Source organism: Micromonospora sp. BQ32 (assembly GCF_059358895.1).
Genome location: NZ_JCADBI010000001.1, coordinates 567,320 through 590,828, shown reverse-complemented (window position 1 = coordinate 590,828; position 23,509 = coordinate 567,320). Strand labels below are relative to the sequence as shown.

Genomic DNA, 23,509 nt, shown 5'->3' with positions numbered 1-23,509 from the left:
CGTCAGCACTCCCGCGATCTTGCGGTTTCTGTTGGTCATACGTGCGCTTGGTCCGTTATGCCGCGACAGGAAGTGCACGATCGCGGGGGTGGGTGAGGGCTTCCAGGGGGGTTCGGGGGGCGTTCAGCTGGGTGGCCAGGCGGGCGGCCAGGTGCAGGCGGACGGGGCCGGATTCGCAGTCGACGACCACGCACGGGGCGCCGGTGGCCGCCAGGACGGCTGCCGCTGCCGCCGCCCGGTCTAGCGGGCGGGTGCCGGCGGTGGCCCGGCCGTCGGTGACGACGAGGACCAGTGGGCGGCGCTTCGGGTCGCGCAGGCGTTCCACCCGTAACAGGTCCGCGGCGGCGAGCAGCCCCTCGGCCAGCGGCGTACGCCCGCCGGTGGGCAGCTCGGCCAGCCGGGTCGAGGCGGCTAGCACCGACGAGGTCGCCGGCAGCAGGGTCCGGGCGTCGGCACCCCGGAACGCGATCACCGCGACCTTGTCCCGCCGCTGGTACGCGTCGGTGAGCAGGGCGAGTACCGCGTCCTTCACTGTGGTCATCCGCTGCCGGGCACCCATCGAGCCGCTCGCGTCCACCACGAAGAGCACGAGGTTGCCCTCGCGTCCCTCACGAACCGCCTCGCGCAGGTCGTCCCGGCGCAGACGCAGCGGACCGGTGAGCCGGCCCCGGGCCGCCTGGTGCGGCGCGGCGGCGCGGATCGTGGCCGGCAGGTGCAGCGCGCTCACCCGACCCGCCGGCACCCGGGCGCCGGTGGTGCGGCCCCGCCCGGTGCGGGCCCGCGACCGGCGGCCCGGCACCCCGTCACCCAGGCCGGGCGCGGTGAACGTCCGAGCCCTCAGCCCACCCCGGGGTACGGCCACCGGCTGGGAGTCTCCGCCCCAGGCCGGGTCGTCGTCACCGGTCGCCGATTGCCGGCCACCGCGCGGGCTCGAGTTCTGGCCGTCGTCGCCCCGGTCGTCGCCGGTCGGGTGCTGCGGCCAGCCATCGTCGTCGCCTCGGTCGCCCGGCTGGCGCTGCGGCCAGCCGTCGGCACCGTCCGGGCCGTCGGTGCGCGCGTCCGGGCCAACGCCATTCCGCGCCGACGAGTGTCCGGCCGACCCGGGTTCACCCCGGTCGCCGCCGCCGTCGCCGCCCGGCAAGCCGTCGCCAGCCGGGCCTCCCCCGTTGGGGTCGCCGTCACCGGCCGGGCCACCGCCCTGCGGGCCGCCGCCGTCCGGGCCACTGTCGTCCGGCCCGCGGTCGTCGGGGCCGGCGTCGTCCGGGTCGTCGGGGTGGGCGTCCTGGGCGCGCTGCAACGCCTCGTCGAGGCGCTTCTCGTCCAGCCCCGGGGTGTCGAACGGGTCGCGGCGGCGGCGGTGCGGCAGGGCCAGCCGGGCGGCCACCCGAACGTCGTCGATGGTGACCCGGTCCCGGCCGTGCCAGGCGGCGTGGGCGAGGGCGGTACGGGCGGTGACGATGTCGGCCCGCATCCCGTCTACGTCGAACGCCGCACACACCTCGGCGATCTGCCGCAACGCGGCGTCCGGCAGGCGTACCCCGGGAAGCCGGCGGCGGGCGGCGGCCACCTGGGCGGCGATCTCCGCGTCGGCGTCGGCCCAGCGGGCGGCGAAGCCGACCGGGTCCGCGTCGGCGGCGAGCCGGCGGCGGACCACCTCGACCCGGATCTCCGGATCCCGGCTGGCGCCCACCTCCACGGTGAGCCCGAACCGGTCGAGCAGCTGCGGGCGCAGCTCCCCCTCCTCCGGGTTCATCGTGCCGACCAGCAGGAACCGGGCCGCGTGGCTGACCGAGACGCCCTCCCGCTCGACGTGGCTGCGACCCATCGCCGCCGCGTCGAGCAGCAGATCGACGAGGTGGTCGTGCAGCAGGTTGACCTCGTCGACGTAGAGCACACCCCGGTGCGCGGCGGCGAGCAGGCCCGGCTCGAAGGCGCGTACCCCCTCGCCGATCGCCTTCTCCAGGTCCAGTGCGCCGACCACCCGGTCCTCGGCGGCGCCCACCGGCAGCTCGACGAGGCGGGCCGGGCGGGTCTCGGCGGTGGCGTCGGCCGGGTGTGGGCCGTCGGGGCAGGCCGGGTCGGGCTCGGCCGGGTCACAGCCGAAGCGGCAGCCGGCCACCCTGCGCACCGGGGGCAGCAACGCGGCGAGGGCCCGCACGGCGGTGGACTTGGCGGTCCCCTTCTCACCCCGGACCAGCACCCCGCCGATCGCCGGGGAGACCGCGTTGAGCAGCAACGCCAGTCGCATGTCGGCCATGCCGAGCACCGCACTGAACGGGTAGGTCGTCGTCATGCCCGGTCCTCCAGGTCGCCCTCACTGGCCAGGTACGTGTCGCGTAGCCGGTCGAGGGTGGCCGGCTCCGGCTTGGCCCACAGCCCCCGGTCGGCGGCCTCCAACAGCCGCTCGGTGATGCCGCGCAGCGCCCACGGGTTGGACTGCTCCAGGAACTCCCGGGTGGTCTCGTCGAAGAGGTACGCGGCGGCCAGGTGCTCGTACATCCAGTCGTCGACCACACCGGCGGTGGCGTCGTAGCCGAACAGGTAGTCCACGGTGGCCGCCAGCTCGAACGCGCCCTTGTAGCCGTGCCGGCGCATCGCGGCGATCCACTTCGGGTTGACCACCCGGGCCCGGAACACCCGCCGGGTCTCCTCGCCCAGCGTGCGGGTGCGCACGTCGTGTGGCATCGCCGAGTCACCCACGTACGCCTGCGGTGACGTGCCGGTGAGGTGACGGACCATCGCCACCATCCCGCCGTGGTACTGGAAGTAGTCGTCGGAGTCGACGATGTCGTGCTCGCGGGTGTCCTGGTTCTTCACCGCCACCGCGATCCGGGCGAACGAGCGCTCCATGTCGGCGCGCGCCTCCCGCCCGTCCAGGCCCCGGCCGTACGCGTAGCCGCCCCACACCGCGTACACCTCGGCCAGGTCGGCGTCGCTGCGCCAGGTCCGGGCATCGATCAGGGGCAGCAGCCCAGCGCCGTACGCGCCGGGCTTGGAGCCGAAGATCCGGGCGGTGGCCCGCCGCTCGTCGCCGTGCTCGGCGAGGTCGGCGGCGACGTGCGCCCGCAGGTAGTTGTCCTCGTCCGGCTCGTCCAGGGCGGCGACCCGCCGGACGGCGTCGTCGAGCAGCGCCACCACGTGCGGGAACGCGTCGCGGAAGAAGCCGGAGATGCGCACGGTGACGTCGACGCGGGGCCGGCCCAGCTCGGCGGTCGGCACCACCTCGATGCCGGTGACCCGCCGGGACCGGTCGTCCCAGACCGGCCGGCAGCCCAGCAGCGCGAGCACCTCGGCGATGTCGTCGCCCTGGGTCCGCATGGCGCTGGTGCCCCACACGGTCAACCCCACCGACCGGGGGTACGCGCCGGTGTCGGCGAGGTGTCGGGCCAGCAGCGAGTCGGCGAGGGCCACCCCGACGTCCCAGGCGTTGCGGCTGGGGATGGCCTTCGGGTCGACGGAGTAGAAGTTGCGCCCGGTGGGCAGCACGTTGACCAGGCCCCGGGTGGGTGAGCCGGACGGGCCGGGTGGCACGAACCTCCCGTCGAGGGCCCCGAGGGTGTTGGTCAGCTCGTCGGTGGTCCGGTCCAGTCGGGGCACCAGCTCGGTGGCGGCGAAGTGCAGCACCGCGGCGACGTCCGGGATCGACCGACCGGTCACCTCCGTCACCACGGCGTCGGCCGCGTCCACGGCCCAGTCCAGGGTTTCCATGCCGACGACCAGCCGCCGCGCGAGGGCCTCGATGAGGTCGATCGCGTCGGCGGCGGTGCCGGCCGGCCCGTCGACCACGTCGGTCAGCGCCGCAGGCAACGCCAGTCGCCGTCCCGGCGCCGCGAGCAGCTCCTGCTCGTCGAGCCCGTACCCGACGGCGAGGGCTTGGCGCAGGCCGGGCAGGGCGCGGGCGCCGCCCCAGATCTGCGGGGCGCGCAGCACCGCGAGGACCAGGTTGACCCGTGGCTCGCCGGTGGGCGCGTCGGCGAGGATGTGCAGCCCGTCGCGGATCTGCACGTCCTTGACCTCGCAGAGGTACCCGTCGAGGTGCAGCACAAAGTCGTCGAAGTCGTCCGCGTCCGGCATCGCCTCGGCGTGCAGGTCGTGGTGCAGCTCGGCGGCGCGCACCAGGTCCCAGATCTGGGCCCGCACGGTGGGCACCTTGGCCGGGTCGAGGGCCTGCACGGTCGCGTACTCGTCGAGCAGTTGCTCCAGTTTGGCCAGGTCGCCGTAGGTCTCGGCGCGGGCCATCGGCGGGACCAGGTGGTCGACGACCACGGCGTGTGCCCGCCGCTTGGCCTGGGTGCCCTCGCCGGGGTCGTTGACGATGAACGGGTACACCAGCGGCAGGTCACCGAGGACCGCGTCGGGCGCGCAGTCGGCGGCCAGGCCGAGGCCCTTGCCGGGCAGCCACTCCAGGGTGCCGTGCTTGCCCAGGTGCACCACCGCGTCCGCGCCGAAGCCGCCGTCCGCGACGGGCGCGGTCAACCAGCGGTACGCGGCCAGGTAGTGGTGGCTGGGCGGCAGGTCCGGGTCGTGGTAGATGGCGATCGGGTTCTCCCCGAAGCCGCGGGGTGGCTGGATCAGCAGCACCACGTTGCCGAAGCGCAGCCCGGCGAGCACGATGTCGCCGCCCTCGGTGTACAGCTCGCCGGGCGGCTCACCCCAGTGCTCCCGCATCCGCTCACGCAGCTCGGCCGGGACCTGGTCGAACCAGCGCCGGTACGTCGGCCCCGGTATCCGGGCCTCGGCGGCGGCCAACTGCTCCGGGGTGAGCCACTCCACGTCGTGACCACCGGCGGCGATCAGCGCGTGGATCAGCGCGTCGCCGTCGTCGGGCGGTGGCGCGTCGCCCAGGTGGTAGCCGGCCTCGGCCAGCGCGGCGAACAGCCGGACCGCCGAGGCCGGGGTGTCCAACCCGACGGCGTTACCGACCCGGGAGTGCTTGGTGGGGTACGAGCTGAGCACCACGGCGACCCGCTTGTCGGCGTGCGGCACGTAGCGCAGTCGGGCGTGGCGCACCGCGATCCCGGCGACCCGGGCGGCCCGCTCGGCGTCGGCGGCGTAGACCGAGAGCCCGTCGGCGTCGATCTGCTTGAACGAGAACGGCACGGTGACGATCCGGCCGTCGAACTCGGGGATGGCCACCTGCATGGCGGCGTCCAACGGGGACAGCCCGGCGTCGCTGTCGGCCCACTGCGCGCGGGTGCTGGTGAGGCAGAGCGCCTGGATGACCGGCACGTCGAGGGCGGCCAGGGCGCCGACGTCCCAGGCGTCCTCGTCGCCGCCACCGGAGGCGTCGGCGGCGACCGCACCGCCGGCCGCGAGCACCGTGACCAGCAGGGCGTCACACCGGGCGAAGAGCCCGAGGGGGCCGGCGCCCGCGGTCAGCCCGCGCAGCGAGCCGCAGAAGATCGGCAGCGGGTTGCCGCCGGCTTTGTGGACCGCGTCCGCGAGCACGTCGACGAAGTCGGTGTTGCCGGCGAGGGCGTGCGCCCGGTAGAAGACGATGCCGACGGTGGGCCGGTTCGGGTCGGCGGGGTGTTCGCCGTGCACGCCGTACGCCGGGGTGGGCGCGGGTGGGGCGAACCCCTCGCCGGTGAGCAGCACCGTGTCGGAGAGGAACCGGGCGAGCTGCCCCAGGTTGTCCGGGCCGCCCTCGACCAGGTACGCCAGCGCCTGGGTGACGACGCCGGACGGCACGGTGGAGATGGCCATCAACTCCGCGTCGGGCAGCGCCTCACCGCCGAGCACGACCGTCGGCGCGCCGGTGGCGAGCACCGCGGCGAGGCCGTCCGGCCACGCCTGCCGACCGCCGAGCAGGCGTACGACGACGAGGGCGACTCCGTCGAGCAGGGCGGGCACCTCCTCGGCGGTGACTCGCGCGGGGTTGGCCAACCGGTAGTCGGCGCCGCTGGCGCGGGCGGCCAGCAGGTCGGTGTCGGCGGTGGACAGCAGCAGAATGCGCACGGCAGGCTCCGGAAAGTGACGTCCTGCGCCCAACGGGGGCGACGGGACGATGCGGGTGGGTACGGCGTCAGCCGGTACGACGGCCCGGGTGAACGACACACCGACGCGGGCGTCGGGGCCGGTCAGCGGCGGGCGCCCGGCTCAGCGGTACCGGAAGCCAGCGACCTGGCGCACGCCGCAGCGGCCGGCCCGAGGCGTGCGGGCGCGGCCGGTTCCGGGCGCGGCGCGGCGACCGGCGCACAGGTTATGACGATGATCGTCGATGGGTGAGACGCCGTGCGTCATCGGGTCCTCCTCGGGTGTCCACGCCCTGGGGTACGTCCCGACGGCCGAAGTATCCTGGCTTCCGGATCGACGCTCTCCCCCGGCCTTCCAACCGCAGACACACGGCCGTGACTCACGAGGGGGGATCGCTCCCCGGTGACAGTGGCGGGACCGCGTCGGATTCGCACCGACTTCCTTCACTGCCGTCAGGCCGCGAATGCTGCCACACCGCCGCGCCGCCGGTCAACGCGGACCCCGCTGTCACCCGGCCTCGCTCACCACATTGACCTGCGAAAATATCGGCGCGGGGGGTCGCCTTCCACGACGGCGGGCTGTTGAGCTGGTTGATCCGTGTCGGAACCATCCCATGGCGGGACAGTGCGTGTGCGGTCCCCTTTGGAGCTGATGTCGTAGACGATTCAGCTCCGGCGGGGTTCATCGACGACGCGGTCAGCCTGGGTTACTCGTGCTCAGAGCGGCGCGGCCGGCGGGTCAACGACAGCCAGCCGAGGAAACGTACATGCATCACGGCAGGGTCGGGGCGACCGCCGAGGCTGTACATGTCGTGGATGGCCTCGTTCATGCAGGACGTCAGGTAGAGAGCCAGCGCCAGCGAGTGGCCGTAGAACTCGGCGACGAGATCAAGTTGGGCGCGGGAGCACGGCCACGCGGCGGCGCAGTTGCGGCACAACCAGGCCGGGCGCATGGGTAGGTGCGGACGGGACCGGAGACTCACACCACGACCCTGCTCACCGCAACTGCCACCATCCATCACAGCGGGTGATTCCTCGGCGGATAACTTTCTTCCGCCCTCCGGATGTCCTCCCGGTGCGGCCATCCGGCCACTGGATAAGCTGACCCTCACCCCTTGAGCAGGAAGGGAGCCATCCGTGAGCGTCCGGACAACTACCACGCTTTCTATCTCCGACCTGCTGTGGGACAGCACCGACATGCTTGATGCCTTGGCCGCTCGCGACGTCGCTCAAGTATTCCGCCTCGTCCAGCGAGCCACCCGCGCCAGCCAAACCACCCTCGGTGTCGCCACCGGTCTCAGCCAGGCTCAGGTCAGCGAGATCACCAGCGGTGCCCGCCGGGTCAGCAGCATCGATGTCCTCAACCGCATCTGCACCGGCCTGTCGATGCCGCGCCACGCACGTATGACGCTCCTGCTCGGCGAACGCGACCGGATGCCGGCCGAGCGGGACGTCAGTGGCCCGCAGGCCGCGAAGACTGCGCGGGACCAATGCGCCGATGTCACCGCGATCTATTCCAGCCGCTCAGATTTCCTGGCGGAGCTGCCGCCGCACGTTCTCTTCGACCGTGCCACGGACATCCGGGCGTCCGGCCTGTCGCTCAACCTCATCTGTCAGCAGTACGCCGACAACCGCCTCCTGAAGCTCCTCGCCGCCGGCACCCACCTCCGTTGCCTGTTCCTTGATCCGGCCGGTGAGGCGATCAGGCGGCAGGAGCGTGAGGACGACTATCCGGACGGACACCTGAGCGCTCTCACCGAACTCAACATCCAGAACCTGGCCCGCCGCATTCGTGACCGGCTCCCCGCAGGTGCCCGGGACCACCTCACCATCGGCGTCTACGACGAGTCCGTTCGGGCCAACGTGCTTCTGATCGATGACCGGCTCTGCGTCGTTCAGCACTACCTACCGCAGATGCGGGGCGTCGACTGCCCGACGATGGTCATCGAGCGCAGCGCGGGCCCCTCCGGCCTCTACCCGATATTCGACGCGATGTTCAGCTCGCTCTGGGATCGCAGCCGCCAGCTATGACCGACTACGCCCGCCTCCTTCCCCTCGCACAGGAGGCCGTCGACCTGGCGCAGGATCTGATGCGGACGCTTCAGCCCGGCGCGCTGACCTTCAAGGGTGACCGCGACATGGCTTCCGAGTTGGACTACGCCATCGAGAGGAGGGTTCGCGATCATCTAGCCGCCAAGGCCCCTGACGTCGGGTTCCTCGGCGAGGAGTACGGCAGCAGCGACGACAACAGCACTCTCACCTGGGCACTCGATCCCGTCGACGGCACCGTCAACTTCATCCACGGGTCACCCCTGTGCGCGATCTCCCTCGGTCTCGTCCACGGCGCCGAGGCCGTCCTCGGCGTCATCGACCTTCCCTTCCTCGGCACCCGCTACCACGCCGCCAGGGGACACGGCGCCTACGCCAACAACCGACTCATCCACACCAGCGGGGTCACCGACCTCAAGGACGCCGTGGTCGCCATCGGCGACTACGCGGTCGGCAACGAGGCCAGCCGGAAGAACGCCGAACGACTTGCCATCACCGAGCAGCTCACCCGGCACGTGCAACGAATACGCATGCATGGTTCTGCCGCGATCGACCTCGCCTGGTTGGCTCACGGCAGGATCGACGCGTTCATCATGCTCAACAACAAGCCCTGGGACACCGCCGCTGGCGTCGTCGTCGCCCGCGAGGCTGGTGCCCTGGTCGTCGACGTTGACGGCACGCCGCACAGCGTGGACGCTGTCGCCACGGTCGGCGGCAACAACCTGCTCCTTCCGCCCATCCTCAAGCTCGTTCAGCGATCACTCGCAGGTGCGGAACCCGACCAGGATGGAAGGCCATCGCCGACCTAGCTAGCTGGGCAGTACAGCTAGCGCAACATCTCGCCTTGCCGATCATGGAGTTGTGCTGAGCGACAAAACGGCCTTTCATCTTCAAACTGGGCACCACGCCTCCATGATCGACCTCGACATCGGGGTCAGCCGGCGGCACGGTCATGATCCGCAGAGCCGGCGTTCAGCGGGCGTGGCGTTCCGGGTGGGCCCGGCTCCAGGTCCGCATCCGTTCCGGGTAGCCGGTGCGCGCCGCCTCGTACAGCGGCACCGCGTGCTTGCGGGCGATGGCCCCGGCCGCGCGGGGCGTTCCGGTACGGCGACGGATCCACTCGCCGTCGTGGGCGATCGCCACCACTGTGGTGTCCGTCGCGGTCGTCTCCGGCTCCAGGTAGAACTCCACCCCCCGCCGGGTGGCCACGAACGCCTCCAGCGCCGCGAGGTCGTCGCGGGTCGCCTCCCGGTCCAGCTTCGTCGGGGTCGCCTCGGCACCCCGTGACCGGCGATTGAACCAGCTCATGCCCCACCCCTTCCCTCGACGCCCTCCAGTGCAGCACCGATTCCTGGCAATACGCTGCACGCCGGGTGGGAGACACCTGGCTCGTCCAGGAATCACCGGTGGAACCAACGGCGGGTGGGCGGTGTCATGAGTGTGATCCGAACGGAGGTCTCCCCTGGACAACGACGCGCTCGTCACCCGCGCTCGGGCAGGTGACCTGGAGGCGTACAACCTCCTGGTCGCCCGGCACACCGCGTCCGCGTACCGGACCGCGGTGCTGCTCGGCGCGGGCTCGGACTCCGAGGACGTCATCCAGGAGGCGTTTGTGAAGGCGTACCGGAAGTTGTCCCATTACCGGGGCGAGGCATCCTTCCGGTCGTGGCTGCTCGCGATCGTCGCCAACGAGACCCGCAACCTGCACCGCTCGCGGGGGCGGCGGGACGGGCTCGTCCTGCGGGCGGCGGCAGCGGACCCGGCGCCCGAGATCGTCGAGGACCACGCGGTCGGCGCGGTCCTCGCCGGGGAGCGCCGGGCGTCGCTGGTGCAGGCGCTGCGGCAACTGCCGGTACGGGACCGCGAGGTGATCGTCTGCCGGTTCTTCCTCGATCTCACCGAGGAGGAGACGGTGGCGGCTCTGGGCTGGCCCCGAGGCACGGTGAAGTCGCGTACGTCCCGGGCGCTGGCGAAACTTCGCCACCTGCTCGACCGTGAGGAGGTCCGGCATGGGTGACCTCGAACGGGAACTGCGTGACCTCGCCGCCTGGCTGGACACCCCCGATCCGCCCGACGTGACCGCCCGCGTCCGCGTACGACTCGGCACGCCCGCGCCCCGGCGGCGCCGGTGGCGGTCCCTCGCCGCGGTGGCGCTCGTCACCCTGCTGGTGGCGGTGTTGCCGCCGACGCGGGCCGCGATCGCCGACGTCGTCACGGGGCTGCTGCGCTTCGCCGGAGTCAGCATCGCCACCTCACCCGCCCCGACGCCGCCCGGCGGCACCGCGTCGTCGTTGCCCGGGCAGCGGGCCGTAGCCCTGGACGAGGCCCAACAGGCGGTGCGGTTTCCGATCCGCCTGCCGGCGAGGCTGGGCCCGCCCGAGCAGGTGTTGGTCGCCGACCCGGACACCACGGGCCGGTACCGGGTGGCGACGCTGCTCTACGACGGGGGCGCGCTGCGCGTCGACGCGTTCGACGGTCGCCTCGACCTGGCGTTCCACAAGGAGGTCAGCCCGCCGGGCGCGAACTGGGTCGAGGTCAACGGCGACTTCGCCATCTGGGTCGGCGGTTCACACGCCCTGTCCTACGTGGACCGGGCGGGTGAGACCCGCAGGGAGACCGCCCGACTGGCCGCCTCGACCCTGATCTGGCAGGACGACGACGTGAGCTACCGGCTTGAGGGCACCCTCACCAAGGCCGAGGCGATCGAGATCGCGCGCTCGTTGCCGTAGGAACCTGGCGGGCCTGGGCGGTGTCGCTTAGATGCGACGAGTCGTCGACGCGTACCGGAAGGGGCGAGATGGGTTCCTGGGGCAGGTTGATGCTGGCATCCTCGGTGGTCCTGCTGGCGGGGTGCACGCCCACGACCAGCGGCACGGCGCCGGCGGCGGGTACGGCCACCACGGCGAGCACCGCGACCGCCTGCGCGGCGCGGATCGAGACGGGGTCGCTGCCCGACTGGGCGGACGCCGGGTTCAGCGGGGACGCTCGGGTTCCGCACGTCTTCGGCGCGAAGGGTGACATCGTGGCGGTGCTGTTCGCCCATCCGCTGCGACAGGTCCGGACGGACGGGTCGAACAACAAGATCCTCTGGGTGGCCCGCGCCGCCACGACCTCGCCCGACCCGACCGCACCGGCAACCCTGGTGATCACCGCGACGCTGGACGGCACCGATACCCGGGTGATCCGGGAGGTCCCCGGTGGCCCCGGTCCGTCGATCATCGACCTGCCACAGGCCGGTTGCTGGCGCCTCGACCTGCGCTGGTCCGGGCACACCGACACGATGGACCTGGTCTACGCCCCCTGACCGCACCTCGGGCCGCCTAGGCTGCCGATCATGCCCATGGACGCGCGGGCGGCGGCGGCCCGCAACAACGCCGAATGGTGCGACATCGTCTGCCGCAGCCATGGGTTGGCCGGCCGTACCGATGGCGACGCCTGGTCGGTCCCCCACCGTTCGCCACAGTGGTACCCGGACGCGGTCACAGTGCGGCCGGGCGTCGACGCCGAGGCCCTGCTGGCCCGGATCGACGCGGGACCCGGCGCGTCGGTGAAGGACAGCTTCGCCGACCTCGACCTGTCCGGGTACGGGTTCGGGGTGCTCTTCGACGCGCAGTGGATCCACCGGCCACCGTCGGCACCACCTGTCGACACGCCGCTGGCCGCGGTCACCACACCCGACGAGCTGGCCTCCTGGGCGGCGGCCCACGGCGGCGCGGAGCTGTTCCGCCCCGCACTCCTGGCCGACCCCCGCGTACGGGTGCTCGCCCGCCACGACGACCGTGGTGTGATCACCGGTGGAGCGGTGCTCAGCGGCGACAACCCGTACGGCGTCTCCAACCTGTTCACCCGCACCGACAACCCCCGCGACATCTGGCGCGCGGTGTGCGCCACTCTGCCCAACGCGCCGTTGGTCGGCTACGAAACCACCCCGGACCTGACGCCGGCGCTCTGCGCCGGCTTCACCACCACCGGCCCTCTGCGCGTCTGGCTGCACACCTAGCGCTCCGGCCACTGGCTCCGCGCACGGACAGCTATGCTGGGCGGCATCGGCACCGATCCGGCCATCACCGGGGAGCCTCCGGAAGAACGGGCAGCTCGGCTGCCCCAGTAGAACCGGACGTAGCGGCACGTCACGCCGCGAAATTGAGCGGCGCCTGCACCGTCGAGGCGCAAGCGGGGTGGTACCGCGGAGTCCTGGCCATACGCCCGGCGCTTCGTCCCCGCGTGGGCAGTGAGCTGATGCCCGCGCGAGCGGACGTGAAGTGTAGGGAGAACGTCGGTGCCGGACGGTCCGTCGAAGTCGCCATTCGTGCCACTGCCCACCAAGATCGATTTTGGTGGGATGGACCGTGCGGTCATCGAGTGGTGGCAGACCAACAACGTGTTCAACCGGAGTCTGGAGCAGACGGCCGACGGTCAGCCGTGGGTGTTCTACGAGGGGCCGCCGACCGCCAACGGCACGCCGGGCACCCACCACATCGAGGCGAGGGTCTTCAAGGACCTCTTCCCCCGGTACCGGACGATGCGGGGTTTCTCGGTGCCACGCCGTGCCGGGTGGGACTGCCATGGCCTGCCGGTCGAGCTCGCGGTGGAGAAGGAACTGGGGCTGGGCGGCAAGCCCGACATCGAGAAGATGGGCATCGCGGAGTTCAACGCCCTGTGCCGCACCTCGGTGCTGCGGCACGTGGACGAGTTTGTCCAGCTCAGCGAACGTATGGGGTACTGGATTGACCTGGAGCATCCGTACCAGACCATGTCACCGGAGTACGTGGACAGCGTCTGGTGGTCACTGAAGCAGATCCACGACGGCGGGCGCCTGGTGGAGGACTTCCGGGTCGCGCCGTACTGCACCCGCGACGGCACGACCCTGTCCGACCACGAGGTGGCGCAGGGGTACGAGACCGTCACCGACCCGTCCGTGTACGTGCGGTTTCCGGTGCGCGGGGAGGTAGCCGGACACAGCGGCGTCGACCTGCTGATCTGGACCACCACCCCGTGGACCCTGGTGTCCAACACCGCCGTCGCCGTGCATCCCACGGTGACGTACGCCCTCGCCCGCACCGGGCAGGGCACGTTCGTCGTCGCCGAACCGCTGGCCCGGCGGGTCCTCGGCGACGAGGCGGAGATCCTGGCGACGGTACCGGGGTCGGCCCTGGAGGGTTTGCGGTACGAGCGGCCGTTCGACCTGGTGGACATCCCGGACGCGCACCGGGTGGTCCTCGCGGAGTACGTCACGACCGAGGACGGCACCGGCCTGGTGCACCAGGCGCCCGCCTTCGGCGCGGACGACCTCGCCGTCTGCCGCGGCTACGGGTTGCCGCTGGTCAACCCGGTCGCGCCGAACGGGCGGTTCGACGACGGCATCGACCTGGTCGGTGGGGTGTTCTTCAAGGACGCCGACGCGTTGCTCATCGACCGTCTCAGGACGTCTGGCCGGCTGTTCCGGCACGAACCGTTCGAGCACCCCTACCCGCACTGCTGGCGGTGCCACACCCCGCTGATGTACTACGCGCAGCCCTCCTGGTACATCCGCACGACCGAGGTCCGCGACGAGCTGACACGGGAGAACGAGAACACCAACTGGTACCCGGAGCACATCAAACACGGCCGCTACGGCGACTGGCTGAAGAACAACATCGACTGGGCGGTGTCCCGCTCCCGGTACTGGGGCACCCCGCTGCCGCTGTGGCGATGCCCGGACAACCACGTGACCGCGATCGGTTCCCGTACGGAGCTCGGGGAGCTGGCCGGCGCCGATCTGTCCGAGCTGGATCCGCACCGCCCGTACGTCGACGAAATCACCTTCGCCTGCCCGGACTGCGGCCAGGTCGCCACCCGGGTCCCCGAGGTGATCGACGCCTGGTACGACTCCGGAGCGATGCCGTTCGCGTCGTTGGGCTACCCCCACGTGCCGGGTAGCAAGGAGATCTTCGAACGCACCTACCCGGCCCAGTACATCTGCGAGGCGATCGATCAGACGCGGGGGTGGTTCTACACGCTGATGGCGGTGGGCACGCTTGTCTTCGACCGGTCCCCGTACGAGAACGTCGTCTGCCTCGGGCACATCCTGGCCGAGGACGGCCGCAAGATGAGCAAACACCTGGGCAACATCCTGCTGCCGATCCCGTTGATGGACACGCACGGCGCCGACGCGGTGCGCTGGTTCATGGCCTGCTCCGGCTCACCGTGGTCGCCGCGCCGGATCGGGCCCGGCCCACTCGACGAGATCGTCCGCAAGGTGTTGATGACCTACTGGAACACCGCGGCGTTCTTCTCCCTCTACGCCGCCAACTCGACGTGGGCGCCGCACCTGGCGCAGCCGGTCGCCCAGCGACCGGTGCTGGACCGGTGGATCGTCGGCGAGGTCCACGCCCTCGCCGCCGCCGTCGACGAACGGATGCAGAACTACGACACGGCGCGCGCCGGCCGACTGCTCGCCGACTTCATCGACGATCTGTCGAACTGGTACGTACGGCGCTCGCGGCAGCGTTTCTGGGAGGGCGACCCCAACGCGCTCACCACCCTGTACGAGTGCCTCGACATCCTCACGCGGCTGCTCGCGCCGTTCATTCCCTTCGTCACGGAGGAGGTGTGGCAGCAGGTCGTCCGGCGCGGGGCCGCGTCGGCCCCGGAGTCGGTGCACCTGGCTACCTGGCCCACCCCCGACACCACACTGATCAGCGCGGAGTTGTCGGCCCAGGTAGCCACGGCGCGGGCGTTGGCTGAGGCGGGCCGGTCCGCGCGTAAGGCGAGCAGTCTGCGGATCCGTCAACCGTTGAGCCGGGCGCTCGTGGGGCTGCCGGCCGGCACCGTTCTCCCGCAGGCGTTGCTGGACGACATCGGCGACGAGTTGAACGTCAAGGTTCTCCAGCCGCTCGATCCTCAAAGCGGGGTCATCGACGTGCGGGTCAAAGCGAACTTCCGGACCCTGGGCCGCAGGTTCGGCAACCGCACCCAGCACGTCGCCAAGGCCATCGCCGCCGTGGCCCCCCGGGAGTTGGTCGACGGTGTCCGGGCGAACGGGACGTACCCGCTGTCGGTCGACGGTGCGCAGGTCGAGGTGGGCGTGGACGACATCCTGATCACGGAGGTGCCGCGCACCGGTTGGGTCGTGGAGTCACAGCGCGGCGCGACGATCGCGTTGGACACCGAGATCACCCCCGAACTGGCAGCCGAGGGCGTCGCGCGCGACGTCGTACGCATCATCCAGCAAGCCCGCCGCGACGCTGAATTCGAGGTCTCCGACCGGATCACGGTGTCGATCGCCGCGCCCGCGGAGGTCGCCGCGGCGATCTCCGCGCATCAGAAGCTCATCGCGCACGAGACCCTTGCGCTCCAGTTGACGGTTGCGGACGCGTTGTCGGAGGGGTTCTCCGGCACGGTGGGCGACGGCCAGGAGATTGTGGTGCACGTCGTGCGGGCCTGAGCGGCGACGGGGTGGACGATCAGTGGAGACGGGTCAGGTCTTCCGGGGTCAGGCGTAGGGCTCCAGCGGCGATGTTCTGCGCCAGGTGCTCCGGGTCCGAGGTGCCGGGGATGGCGAGCACGTGGGGGCCCTGGCGCAGGGTCCAGGCGAGGCGTACCTGCTGCGGGGTGACGCCGTGCGCCCGGGCGACCGCCTCGACGGCCTCGTTCCGCGCGGTGCTCGCGCCCGCCTCCCGTCCGGTGCCGGCCAGCGCGAAGAACGGCACGTAGGCGATGCCCCGCTCGCCGCAGAGCCGGACGAACGCGTCCTGCTCCCGGTAGGCGTCCACCCCGTAGTTGTTCTGCACACAGACCACCGGCGCGATGCCCGCCACCTCGTCCAGCTGTTCCGGCCGGGCGTTGGAGAGCCCGAGGTGCCGGATCAGCCCGGCGGCCCGCAACTCGGCGAGCGCACCGAACCGGTCGGCCAGCGGCACCGGGCCCGGCCCCCGGCCGAGGCGCAGGTTCACCACGTCGAGCTGGTCGCGGCCGAGCCGCCGAAGGTTCTCCTCCACCTGGGCCCGCAACTGCGCCGGGGTGAACGCCTCGGTGAAGCCCGCCTCCGGGTCGTACCCGAAACCGACCTTGGTGGCGATCACCAGATCGTCCGGGTACGGGGCGAGTGCCGTGCGGATCAGCTCGGTGGCGTAGCGGGCCGGGCCGGTGCCGACGCGCAGTGTGCCGCCGGGCGAGACGTAGAACGCGGCCGTGTCGATGTGGTTGACGCCCAGTTCCACGGCGCGGCGCAGCAGGGCGACGGCCCGGTCAGGGTCGGGGTTCGCGGTGATCCGCATGGAGCCGAAGCCCATCCGGCGCACGGTGCGATCGCCCAGGGTCCAGGTGCCCGCCGCAGCGGCGGTGATCTTGTCGGTTGGCATCGGGCGACCGTAACCAGTACGGGTGCGCGGCGCAGTCGGCCACGCACCCGATACCGCCCGGCGGCGAGATGGGTTAGTTTTTACCTACCGACGGAGCCGTTCCCGCGTTGTGCGGTGGGCGCAGCACCGGCACCAACAGCAGGGTCGGCAGCAGCAGCAGCGGCACCGCCAGCAACGCGCGCAGGGTGCCGACCTCGTCGCCGACCAGCCCCAGCAACGGCGGGCCACCGAGGAACGCGGTGTAGCCGATCACCGCGACCACGCTCACCCGCACCGCCGCGTGCGCCTCGTCGTCGGCCGCCGCGCTCATCCCGACCGGGAAGCCCAGCGACGCACCGAGGCCCCACAGCGCGACGCCGATGATGGCCACCGGCCCAGAGCCCGCCAGCACGGCCAAGCCGGCGCCGACCACCGCGAGCCCGATGGTGCCGGTGAGCACCGGCACGCGACCCCACCGGTCCAGCGCGATGGTGCCGGCGGTGCGCCCGACGGTCATGCCCACCACGAAGACTGCGAAGACCGCCGCGCCGGCGGCCTCGCTCAGGTCCCGTCCGTCGATGAACGCAACCGCCAGCCAGTCGTTGGCGGCGCCCTCGGTGAACGCCGCCACCAGCACGAACAGCCCGATCAGCAGGGTGCGCGGCTCGCGCCAGGCGGCGAGTTGCGCCCGTCGGCGGGCGGCCGGGGTGGCGTCCGCCGGGTTGCCCGTGTGATCGCTACCCACGGGCAGGAACGTCCGGGCGGCGAGCGCGGTGCCGGCCAACACGACCACCGCCACCGCGACGAGGTGCGCGCCGACCGACACGTCGAACCGGGCCGCCCCGGCGCCGAGCGCCGCGCCGGCCACCGAACCGAGGCTCCACCCGGCGTGGAAACGGGGCATGATCGTCCGGCCCAGCCGCCGTTCGACCGCAGCGCCCTCGACGTTCATCGCCACGTCACAGGCGCCGGAGCCGTAGCCGAGGGCGACCAACCCCAGGGCGACGATGGCGAACGACCCGGTCATGGTGGCGCCCAGCCCCGCCACGGTCAGGCCGACCGCGACCAGCACGGTGGCCATCGTGACGGTGCGGGCCGCGCCGAATCGCTGGGCGAGCAGGCCGGAGGTGGGCATGGCGAGCAGCGCGCCGATGCTCATCGCCAGCAGCAGCAACCCGAGTCGACCGGCGGAGAGGTCCAACGCCTCACGGACCGCCGGGACGCGGGCGAACCAACTGCCGACGGCCAGCCCGTTGAGGGTGAAGGTGACAGCGACGCCGTTGCGGGCGAGCCGCACCGTCCGCAGGGTCGGCGATGCGGTGTCCGGGGCGACGGGTCGACTGGTGGGGGCGCTCACGAGGGTGTGTCCTCTTTCTCGGGGTGATCTCCTGGCACGATCGCACACCTGAGAGCGCTACCACCACAACCGGGGACCGCCCCTTACCGCTGCTGGTCCGGCCGGGGCATGATGTGAGCAGGCGTTGGCCCGACCGGACGGGCCGCCGCAGGAGGCGACGATGACGACAGCGGCACACCGACCGGCCACCCTCGAGGACGTGGCCCGGGTCGCCGGGGTGTCCCGGTCCACGGCGTCGCGGGTGATCGCCGGCACGGGGTTCGCCTCGCCAGCCGCCCGGCAACAGGTCACGGCAGCCGTCGACCAGCTCGGCTACGTGCCCAACCCGGCCGCCCGGGCGCTGGTCCGCGGCGGCGGCGTACGCCTGGTCGTGGCCGTTCAGGGGACCAGCGCCGCGGTGCTGGACGACCCGTACGTGCACCAGGTGGTCGGCTCGGCGGCCCGGGTCTGCACGCCCGCCGGTGTCGGGGTGGCGCTGTACTGGCTGCCGTTCGGCGACCCCCGCCGTTTCGACCAACTCGACGGGGATCGCAGCGTGTGCGGGGTGATCCTGGTCAACACCACGGAGGATCTGCTGGAGGCGGTGCCACGGTCGCTACGCGGTCGGGTGGTCTCGATCGGTGTCGGTTCGGCGACCGTGCCGTCGTTCGACGTCGACAACGCCGCCGGCTCCGAAGCGGTGCTGCGCCATCTGTACGCCTCGGGTCGCCGCCGGATCGCCATGGTGACCGGCCCTCGGTGGCTGCCCTGCGCGCAACGCCCCGTGCAGACGTACCGCCGGCTCATGGCCGAGGCCGGCCTACCGGAGCGGATCCTGCCCGGGGACTTCAGGGCGGCGCGCGGCCGGACGGCGGCCGGCGAGGCGCTGCGCCGCTGGCCGGACATCGACGCGATCTACGCGATCAGCGACGACACCGCGCTCGGGGTGATCGCGGGCCTGCGGGACGCCGGCGCCCGGGTGCCCGGCGACGTCGCGGTGGCCGGCTTCGACGACATTCCGTTGGCCGGGATGACCGCCCCGGCCCTGACGACGGCGAGTCATCCGGTAAGCCGGATCGCCGTCGCCGCGGCCACCGCTCTGCTGGACGGGCGCCCGGCGGCTCCGGTGACCCTCTTCCCGTCCGCCCTGGTGGCACGCGCCAGCGCCTGAGTCGACGACCAGGTGAACGCTGAACGGTTAACCCCGCACGGGCCGGGTAACCGGGTCGGACCTTTCGTCCACCACGAGGAGCGCCGACCCGTGTCCGACTCCGCGCCGTCACACTGGGACCCGGCGCCGAGCCCTCGGGACGGCCGGTTGACCGTCCGCCACCACCCGCCGGTGGCACCGGGCCACACCGGGCTCGTGCCGATGACCGGCCCCGACGGGAAGCAACTGGCCCTGGGGTACGCCCCGGAGCCGGCGCCCGACGGTTCGGCGTACCGGTTGGTGCTGCTCCTGCACGGGGCGGGCGGCTCAGCGCGGCAGGGACTGGACCTGCTGTTGCCGGTCGCGGACGCGCAGCACCTGCTGCTGGTCGCCCCGGATTCGTCGGCGGCCAGTTGGGACCTGATCGCCGGCGGCTTCGGGGCGGACGTGGGGCGGATCGACGCGCTGCTGGCGACCGTCTTCGACAGCTACCCGGTGTCCGACGTGACGATTGGCGGCTTCTCCGACGGCGCCTCGTACGCATTGTCGCTGGGCCTGACCAACGGGGATCTGTTCGACGCGGTGCTGGCCTTCTCCCCCGGCTTCGCCGCGCCACCGGTCACCCACGGCCGGCCACGGATCTTCATCTCACACGGCGTCGACGACCGGGTGCTGCCCATCGACGTGTGCAGCCGCCGCCTCGTCCCCCGCCTGCACGACCTCGGCTACGACGCGACCTACCAGGAATTCCCCGGCGGCCACGACATCCCCACCTCGATCCGCGACTCCGCCACCACCTGGCTCACCGGCCATCCCCCACGGGCAGGGGCCCATCCCTGATCACTGTGGGTGTCAGACCGGGGGGAGGCCGAGGGCGTCGTCGACGCGGGCGAGGACGGCCGCGTCGTCCTCCGGATTGACGCCGCGCAGCAGGTCGATGGCGGTAGCCCGGACCTGACCGATGATCATCGCCAGGGGAAGGGTCTGCGCGGGACCGAAGAGCTGCCCGGCGGTGTGCACCGCGGCCAACGCCGACTCGTCGGCCCGGGCGGCGTGCCGGTCGGCGGTCTCCTCCTGCCCGTTCAGGTCGGCGGCGAGGGCGGCACCGGCCGCACGGACCGCCTCGGCCAGCAACCGCAGGGCGGCGCCCAGCTCGGCCGGGACCGGGGTGTGCAGCCGACTGAGGGTCACCCCGGCACGGGCCAGCACCCGGACGTTGCGGACGGCGTAGTCGATCTGCCGGATCGACTCGTCCACCGAGCGCAGCCGACCGATGTGCTGACGTCGACGGACGTTGAGCCGCAGCGCCTCACCGGCGGCCAGCACTCCGTCGCGCAGCCCGTCCACCCGGGCGTCCATCCCCCGCGCCTGCCTCAGCGCGGCCACCGCCGCCGGCTCGTCACGGTGGTCGAGCGCGGCGGCGATCCCGCCCAGCAGCCCGGCCAACTCGTCGAAGGTCCGCCGCACCTCGACGACCAGCGGGGCCAGCGGATGCCGGGCGTCGATCAGCAGGCTCGCCGCGAGCGCGACCGCGCCGCCGATCAGCGCGTCGACGAAGCGGAACGGCACCAACGACCCGTCCGGCGGTGCGACCACCACCAGGTAGAGCGCGGAGACCGCCGCCTGCACCAACGTCACGCCGGTGGCGCCGAAGGCCACCGCGAGGAGGACGGTGAGCAGGATGACGGTGAAGACCGTCCAGGTGCTGCCCGGGCCGAGCGCCTGCACCACCAGGTCCGCGACGAGCACCCCGGCGGCGACTCCGAGGACGACCTCGACGGCTCGGCGGATGCGCTGCCCACGGGCCTGACCGAGGACGATCAGCGCGGCGGCCGGCGCGAAGAAGGGCTGCGGGTGCCCGAGCAACCGGGTGGCCAGCAGCCAGGCCACGGTCGCCGCGAGCGTCGCCTCCAGCACCGGCCGCCAGCCGTGCCGCAGCCGCCCGCCGGCCGTCCGCAGGCCGGTGAACCGCACCATCGCCCAACCTCTCCCACCCACGCCAGCCGGCCCCCCGCGCCCGTTCCGACACCAACCGTCAGCTCACCACACCCGCCACCAGCTCACGGCGGCACGCCACCAACCCCGGCGCCGCACCGCACGCCACGGCACCGTCAGGTCACGACAGACACCACCAGCTCGCGACGGGGCACCACCACGCCGCCCGCGTCCGGGCCGGGCCCGGCCCGGCGAGCTGCTCGCCGACGGGCGCGCCGGTCGGGTCAGCTGCCGGTGAGGGCGCGTAGCAGCGTACGGACGGCGGCGCTCAGGTCGTCGCGGCTGGCCGCGGTACCGGGCTGCGGGGCGCTGAGCGCGCCCCCGCCGGCCAGGCGGTCGAAGAGCAGCCCGTCCACGAACGCGACGAACTGGTCGCCCTGCCGGTCGGGGTCGGTGGCCCCGGCCCGGGTCAGCAGGTCCCGGGCCTGCACCCGCAGGCCGGTGCCGTGCTGAAGAATGCCGCGCAGCTCGGGCCGGTGCACCGCCTCCAGCAGGCACGCGTAGCGGGCGAGGCTCCGGCTGCGTCCGGCGCTCAACCAGCGGTCGAGCACCTCGGCGACGCCGGCGGCGAGCGCGTCGAGGTCGCCGCTGCCGAGCCGGGGGGCGGGCGTCGGGGGTGGCGGGCCGGTCGGCAGGTCGTACGCGGCCAGGTCGGCCAGGTCCCGTTCGGCGAGCCGTCCCACCACCGCCTCGATCAGCGCTTGGCGGGTCCGTAGGTACGCGGAGGTGGTGCCCGGCGGCATTCCGGCGCGGCCGTCGACCGCCCGGTGGGTCAGGGCTCGCATGCCACCGTCGGCGATCAGTTCGATGGCCGCGTCGGTCAGTGTCGCGATCCGGTTCGCCCGCGCCGTCATGGCAGTCCTCCCTTCCGGTGGTCCGCAGGCAGTATCCTCCTTCTACAGGTGTAGAAGGAGGATCGACATGGACGACGCACACGCGGTGGTGGTCGGCGCCGGCATCGGCGGGTTGAGCGCGGCGCTCGCCCTGCACCGGCACGGGTGGCGGGTCACCGTGCTGGAGCGCGCCCCGGAGCTCCGCGAGGTCGGCGCCGGCCTGAGCCTGATGGCCAACGCGGTGCGCGCGCTGGACGCCCTCGGCGTCGGCCCGGCCCTGCGCCGGGGTGGACACGGCGGGGCGCCCGGCGGTATCCGCAACCGGCACGGGCGGTGGCTGTCCCGGGTGGACGCCTCGGAGATGATCCGGCAGTTGGGCACCACGGCGCTCGGCGTGCACCGGGCCACACTGCATCGCACGCTGCGCGAGGCGCTGCCTCCCTCGTCCCTGCACACCAACGCCACGGTGGAGCACGTCGACTCCGGCCCGGACCGTGCCGAGGTGCGCTATCGGGGGCCCGACGGCGCGCACACCCTCACCGCCGATCTGGTGGTCGGCGCCGACGGCCTGCGCAGCCGGGTCCGCGCCCAGCTCTGGCCGCAACACCCCGGCCCGGTCTACGCCGGATCGACGACGTGGCGAGCGGCCATCGCGTTTCCGGACCCGGTCCCGGCCGCCATCAGCTGGGGACCGGGCGCCGAGTTCGGCATGGTGCCGATCGGCGACGGCCAGCTCTACTGGTACGCGGCGCTGAACGCCCCACCCGGCGGCCACGCCCCCGACGAGCTGGCGGCCGTGCGGGAGCGCTTCGGCGACTGGCACGACCCCATCCCGGCGCTTCTGGCGGCAACCGCACCCGAGGTCGTGCTGCGCAACGACATCCACTATCTGGCCGAGCCGCTGCCCTCGTACGTGCGGGGACGGGTGGCGCTGCTCGGCGACGCGGCCCACGCGATGACACCCAACCTCGGGCAGGGCGCCGGGCAGGCCATCGAGGACGCGGTGGTGCTCGGCGCGGTCTGCGCCGGCGGCACCGAGGGGTTGCCGGCCGCCCTGGCCGCGTACGACGAGCAGCGTCGACCGCGTAGTCAGGCCGTTGCCCGGGCCTCCTTCACCGCCGGCCGATTCGGACAGCAGCTGCGCCATCCGGTCGCCGTCGGGATGCGGGACACCGCGTTGCGGCTCACCCCGGGCCGGGTCGCCCTGCGCAGCATGGCCCGCTACGCGGACTGGCGACCGCCGGCCGGCTGAGGCGGCCCGGCGGCGGCCCGACCGGCGGCCAGGGCGGTGAACTCCGCCGAGGCGAGGAACTCGGTCAACACCTCCACGGTGCCCGGCGTCCAGGGACGACCGTCGAGCACCTCGGCACCGGGGACGAAGAGCATCGCCGCGCCCTCACCGAGCACCACGTCCTCCTGCCGGGCCCGGGTGCTGCCGAGGAAGTAGTGCTTCACCCGATCCAGCTCGGGCAACCGTTGCACGGCGACCGGGTGTAGTGGCCCGTCGGCCCGCAGGCCGGTCTCCTCCCACAACTCCCGTTCGGCGGTCTGCTCCGGCGTCTCCCCCGGCTCGCCGTGGCCGCCGGGCAGCCCCCACACGTTCGGGTGGTGCGTCGCGTCACCGTCGCGCAGTTGCAGCAGCAACCGTCCGTCGGGATCCACCAGCAGGACGCACGCGACAATTCTCATCCGACCAGCCTACGGCGACGAGGAACCGTCGTCGCCCCAAAGCTCCAGAATAGTCATTCGGGTCGCCATTGGGGCTAATCAAAGGCGACAGTGCGCCGGTACAATCGGCGACTTCGTTGTGACCGATCGCTGACTGCTGATGATGAAAGCGATCACACACA

The 23,509-nt window shown here is 72.6% G+C and carries 19 protein-coding genes and 1 riboswitch; of the genes, 10 read left to right on the top strand and 9 right to left on the bottom strand.

The genetic code is table 11. From position 1 onward, the window contains the following. Nucleotides 1-55 precede the first annotated feature (55 nt). From AC5L30_RS02530 to AC5L30_RS02520, 3 genes are all read right to left on the bottom strand, one after another. Complete coding sequence (locus tag AC5L30_RS02530) at nucleotides 56-2,293, bottom strand: magnesium chelatase subunit D family protein (protein WP_494865020.1); 2,238 nt, start codon at nucleotides 2,291-2,293, stop codon at nucleotides 56-58. Further along, nucleotides 2,290-5,958 (bottom strand): cobaltochelatase subunit CobN, encoded by a 3,669-nt coding sequence (gene cobN / locus AC5L30_RS02525; protein ID WP_494865019.1) that lies wholly within the window; start codon nucleotides 5,956-5,958, stop codon nucleotides 2,290-2,292. Before cobN ends, AC5L30_RS02530 begins: the two co-directional genes overlap by 4 nt. 310 nt (nucleotides 5,959-6,268) lie before the next feature. Further along, nucleotides 6,269-6,445, bottom strand: a riboswitch (cobalamin riboswitch). Between the two features lie 237 nt (nucleotides 6,446-6,682). Further along, nucleotides 6,683-6,958, bottom strand: a complete 276-nt coding sequence (locus AC5L30_RS02520; RefSeq protein ID WP_494865017.1) for a hypothetical protein — start codon at nucleotides 6,956-6,958, stop codon at nucleotides 6,683-6,685. Between the two features lie 154 nt (nucleotides 6,959-7,112). Here AC5L30_RS02520 and AC5L30_RS02515 point away from each other — a divergent pair, with 154 nt between their 5' ends. Together AC5L30_RS02515 and AC5L30_RS02510 are read left to right on the top strand one after the other, a co-directional pair. After that, on the top strand, nucleotides 7,113-8,006 hold the full coding sequence (locus AC5L30_RS02515) for a DUF5919 domain-containing protein (RefSeq protein ID WP_494865015.1): 894 nt from the start codon (nucleotides 7,113-7,115) through the stop codon (nucleotides 8,004-8,006). Beyond that, nucleotides 8,003-8,833 (top strand): inositol monophosphatase family protein, encoded by an 831-nt coding sequence (locus AC5L30_RS02510; RefSeq protein WP_494865014.1) that lies wholly within the window; start codon nucleotides 8,003-8,005, stop codon nucleotides 8,831-8,833. The genes AC5L30_RS02515 and AC5L30_RS02510 overlap by 4 nt, the downstream gene beginning before the upstream one ends. Before the next feature lie 163 nt (nucleotides 8,834-8,996). On the opposite strand, the gene AC5L30_RS02505 is transcribed toward AC5L30_RS02510, so the two are convergent. Beyond that, nucleotides 8,997-9,332: a hypothetical protein gene (locus tag AC5L30_RS02505; RefSeq protein ID WP_112588084.1), complete on the bottom strand. Its 336-nt coding sequence runs from the start codon at nucleotides 9,330-9,332 to the stop codon at nucleotides 8,997-8,999. Nucleotides 9,333-9,585: 253 nt separating this feature from the next. On the opposite strand from AC5L30_RS02505, the gene AC5L30_RS02500 reads away from it, so the two are divergent. The 5 genes from AC5L30_RS02500 (at nucleotide 9,586) to ileS (ending at nucleotide 15,450) form a co-directional block, all read left to right on the top strand. Then, on the top strand, nucleotides 9,586-10,041 hold the full coding sequence (locus AC5L30_RS02500) for an RNA polymerase sigma factor (protein ID WP_494865012.1): 456 nt from the start codon (nucleotides 9,586-9,588) through the stop codon (nucleotides 10,039-10,041). Continuing rightward, complete coding sequence (locus AC5L30_RS02495; protein ID WP_494865010.1) at nucleotides 10,034-10,753, top strand: hypothetical protein; 720 nt, start codon at nucleotides 10,034-10,036, stop codon at nucleotides 10,751-10,753. Before AC5L30_RS02500 ends, AC5L30_RS02495 begins: the two co-directional genes overlap by 8 nt. An 89-nt stretch (nucleotides 10,754-10,842) precedes the next feature. Beyond that, nucleotides 10,843-11,328, top strand: coding sequence for a hypothetical protein (locus tag AC5L30_RS02490; RefSeq protein WP_494865008.1), 486 nt, complete (start codon nucleotides 10,843-10,845; stop codon nucleotides 11,326-11,328). 30 nt (nucleotides 11,329-11,358) lie between these two features. Continuing rightward, nucleotides 11,359-12,024, top strand: coding sequence for a hypothetical protein (locus AC5L30_RS02485; RefSeq protein WP_494865007.1), 666 nt, complete (start codon nucleotides 11,359-11,361; stop codon nucleotides 12,022-12,024). A gap of 279 nt (nucleotides 12,025-12,303) precedes the next feature. Next, on the top strand, nucleotides 12,304-15,450 hold the full coding sequence (ileS, locus tag AC5L30_RS02480) for an isoleucine--tRNA ligase (protein ID WP_494865005.1): 3,147 nt from the start codon (nucleotides 12,304-12,306) through the stop codon (nucleotides 15,448-15,450). A gap of 19 nt (nucleotides 15,451-15,469) precedes the next feature. Here ileS and AC5L30_RS02475 read toward each other — a convergent pair whose 3' ends face one another. Both AC5L30_RS02475 and AC5L30_RS02470 read right to left on the bottom strand, forming a co-directional pair. Further along, nucleotides 15,470-16,366, bottom strand: coding sequence for an aldo/keto reductase (locus AC5L30_RS02475; protein ID WP_494865003.1), 897 nt, complete (start codon nucleotides 16,364-16,366; stop codon nucleotides 15,470-15,472). Between the two features lie 73 nt (nucleotides 16,367-16,439). After that, the gene (locus AC5L30_RS02470) at nucleotides 16,440-17,702 is read right to left on the bottom strand and encodes an MFS transporter (RefSeq protein WP_494865001.1); all 1,263 of its coding nucleotides are present in this window, start codon (nucleotides 17,700-17,702) and stop codon (nucleotides 16,440-16,442) included. A gap of 160 nt (nucleotides 17,703-17,862) precedes the next feature. Between AC5L30_RS02470 and AC5L30_RS02465 the strand changes: the two genes are divergently transcribed. Both AC5L30_RS02465 and AC5L30_RS02460 read left to right on the top strand, forming a co-directional pair. After that, nucleotides 17,863-18,852 (top strand): LacI family DNA-binding transcriptional regulator, encoded by a 990-nt coding sequence (locus AC5L30_RS02465; protein WP_494864999.1) that lies wholly within the window; start codon nucleotides 17,863-17,865, stop codon nucleotides 18,850-18,852. A gap of 90 nt (nucleotides 18,853-18,942) precedes the next feature. Next, a complete protein-coding gene (locus AC5L30_RS02460; RefSeq protein ID WP_494864997.1) occupies nucleotides 18,943-19,671 on the top strand; it encodes an alpha/beta hydrolase in 729 nt (242 codons plus the stop codon). A 12-nt stretch (nucleotides 19,672-19,683) separates the two neighbouring features. Here AC5L30_RS02460 and AC5L30_RS02455 read toward each other — a convergent pair whose 3' ends face one another. Both AC5L30_RS02455 and AC5L30_RS02450 read right to left on the bottom strand, forming a co-directional pair. Further along, complete coding sequence (locus tag AC5L30_RS02455; protein ID WP_494864995.1) at nucleotides 19,684-20,808, bottom strand: FUSC family protein; 1,125 nt, start codon at nucleotides 20,806-20,808, stop codon at nucleotides 19,684-19,686. A gap of 242 nt (nucleotides 20,809-21,050) precedes the next feature. Further along, complete coding sequence (locus AC5L30_RS02450) at nucleotides 21,051-21,680, bottom strand: TetR/AcrR family transcriptional regulator (protein WP_494864993.1); 630 nt, start codon at nucleotides 21,678-21,680, stop codon at nucleotides 21,051-21,053. Nucleotides 21,681-21,747: 67 nt separating this feature from the next. On the opposite strand from AC5L30_RS02450, the gene AC5L30_RS02445 reads away from it, so the two are divergent. Continuing rightward, complete coding sequence (locus tag AC5L30_RS02445; RefSeq protein ID WP_494864991.1) at nucleotides 21,748-22,911, top strand: FAD-dependent oxidoreductase; 1,164 nt, start codon at nucleotides 21,748-21,750, stop codon at nucleotides 22,909-22,911. On the opposite strand, the gene AC5L30_RS02440 is transcribed toward AC5L30_RS02445, so the two are convergent. Further along, a complete protein-coding gene (locus tag AC5L30_RS02440; protein WP_494864989.1) occupies nucleotides 22,881-23,348 on the bottom strand; it encodes an NUDIX domain-containing protein in 468 nt (155 codons plus the stop codon). The two genes, AC5L30_RS02445 and AC5L30_RS02440, sit on opposite strands and share 31 nt — an antisense overlap. Nucleotides 23,349-23,509: the final 161 nt, after the last annotated feature.

Excerpts from the sequence above, each read along its gene's own strand:
- AC5L30_RS02485 (WP_494865007.1), top strand. The coding sequence starts at position 11,359 with ATGCCCATGGACGCGCGGGCGGCGGCGGCCCGCAACAACGCCGAATGG.
- AC5L30_RS02495 (WP_494865010.1), top strand. The coding sequence starts at position 10,034 with ATGGGTGACCTCGAACGGGAACTGCGTGACCTCGCCGCCTGGCTGGAC.
- AC5L30_RS02510 (WP_494865014.1), top strand. The coding sequence starts at position 8,003 with ATGACCGACTACGCCCGCCTCCTTCCCCTCGCACAGGAGGCCGTCGAC.
- AC5L30_RS02505 (WP_112588084.1), bottom strand. The coding sequence starts at position 9,332 with ATGAGCTGGTTCAATCGCCGGTCACGGGGTGCCGAGGCGACCCCGACG.
- AC5L30_RS02455 (WP_494864995.1), bottom strand. The coding sequence starts at position 20,808 with ATGGTGCGGTTCACCGGCCTGCGGACGGCCGGCGGGCGGCTGCGGCAC.
- AC5L30_RS02465 (WP_494864999.1), top strand. The coding sequence starts at position 17,863 with ATGACGACAGCGGCACACCGACCGGCCACCCTCGAGGACGTGGCCCGG.
- AC5L30_RS02440 (WP_494864989.1), bottom strand. The coding sequence starts at position 23,348 with ATGAGAATTGTCGCGTGCGTCCTGCTGGTGGATCCCGACGGACGGTTG.
- AC5L30_RS02445 (WP_494864991.1), top strand. The coding sequence starts at position 21,748 with ATGGACGACGCACACGCGGTGGTGGTCGGCGCCGGCATCGGCGGGTTG.
- AC5L30_RS02530 (WP_494865020.1), bottom strand. The coding sequence starts at position 2,293 with ATGACGACGACCTACCCGTTCAGTGCGGTGCTCGGCATGGCCGACATG.
- AC5L30_RS02490 (WP_494865008.1), top strand. The coding sequence starts at position 10,843 with ATGCTGGCATCCTCGGTGGTCCTGCTGGCGGGGTGCACGCCCACGACC.
- AC5L30_RS02475 (WP_494865003.1), bottom strand. The coding sequence starts at position 16,366 with ATGCCAACCGACAAGATCACCGCCGCTGCGGCGGGCACCTGGACCCTG.
- AC5L30_RS02450 (WP_494864993.1), bottom strand. The coding sequence starts at position 21,680 with ATGACGGCGCGGGCGAACCGGATCGCGACACTGACCGACGCGGCCATC.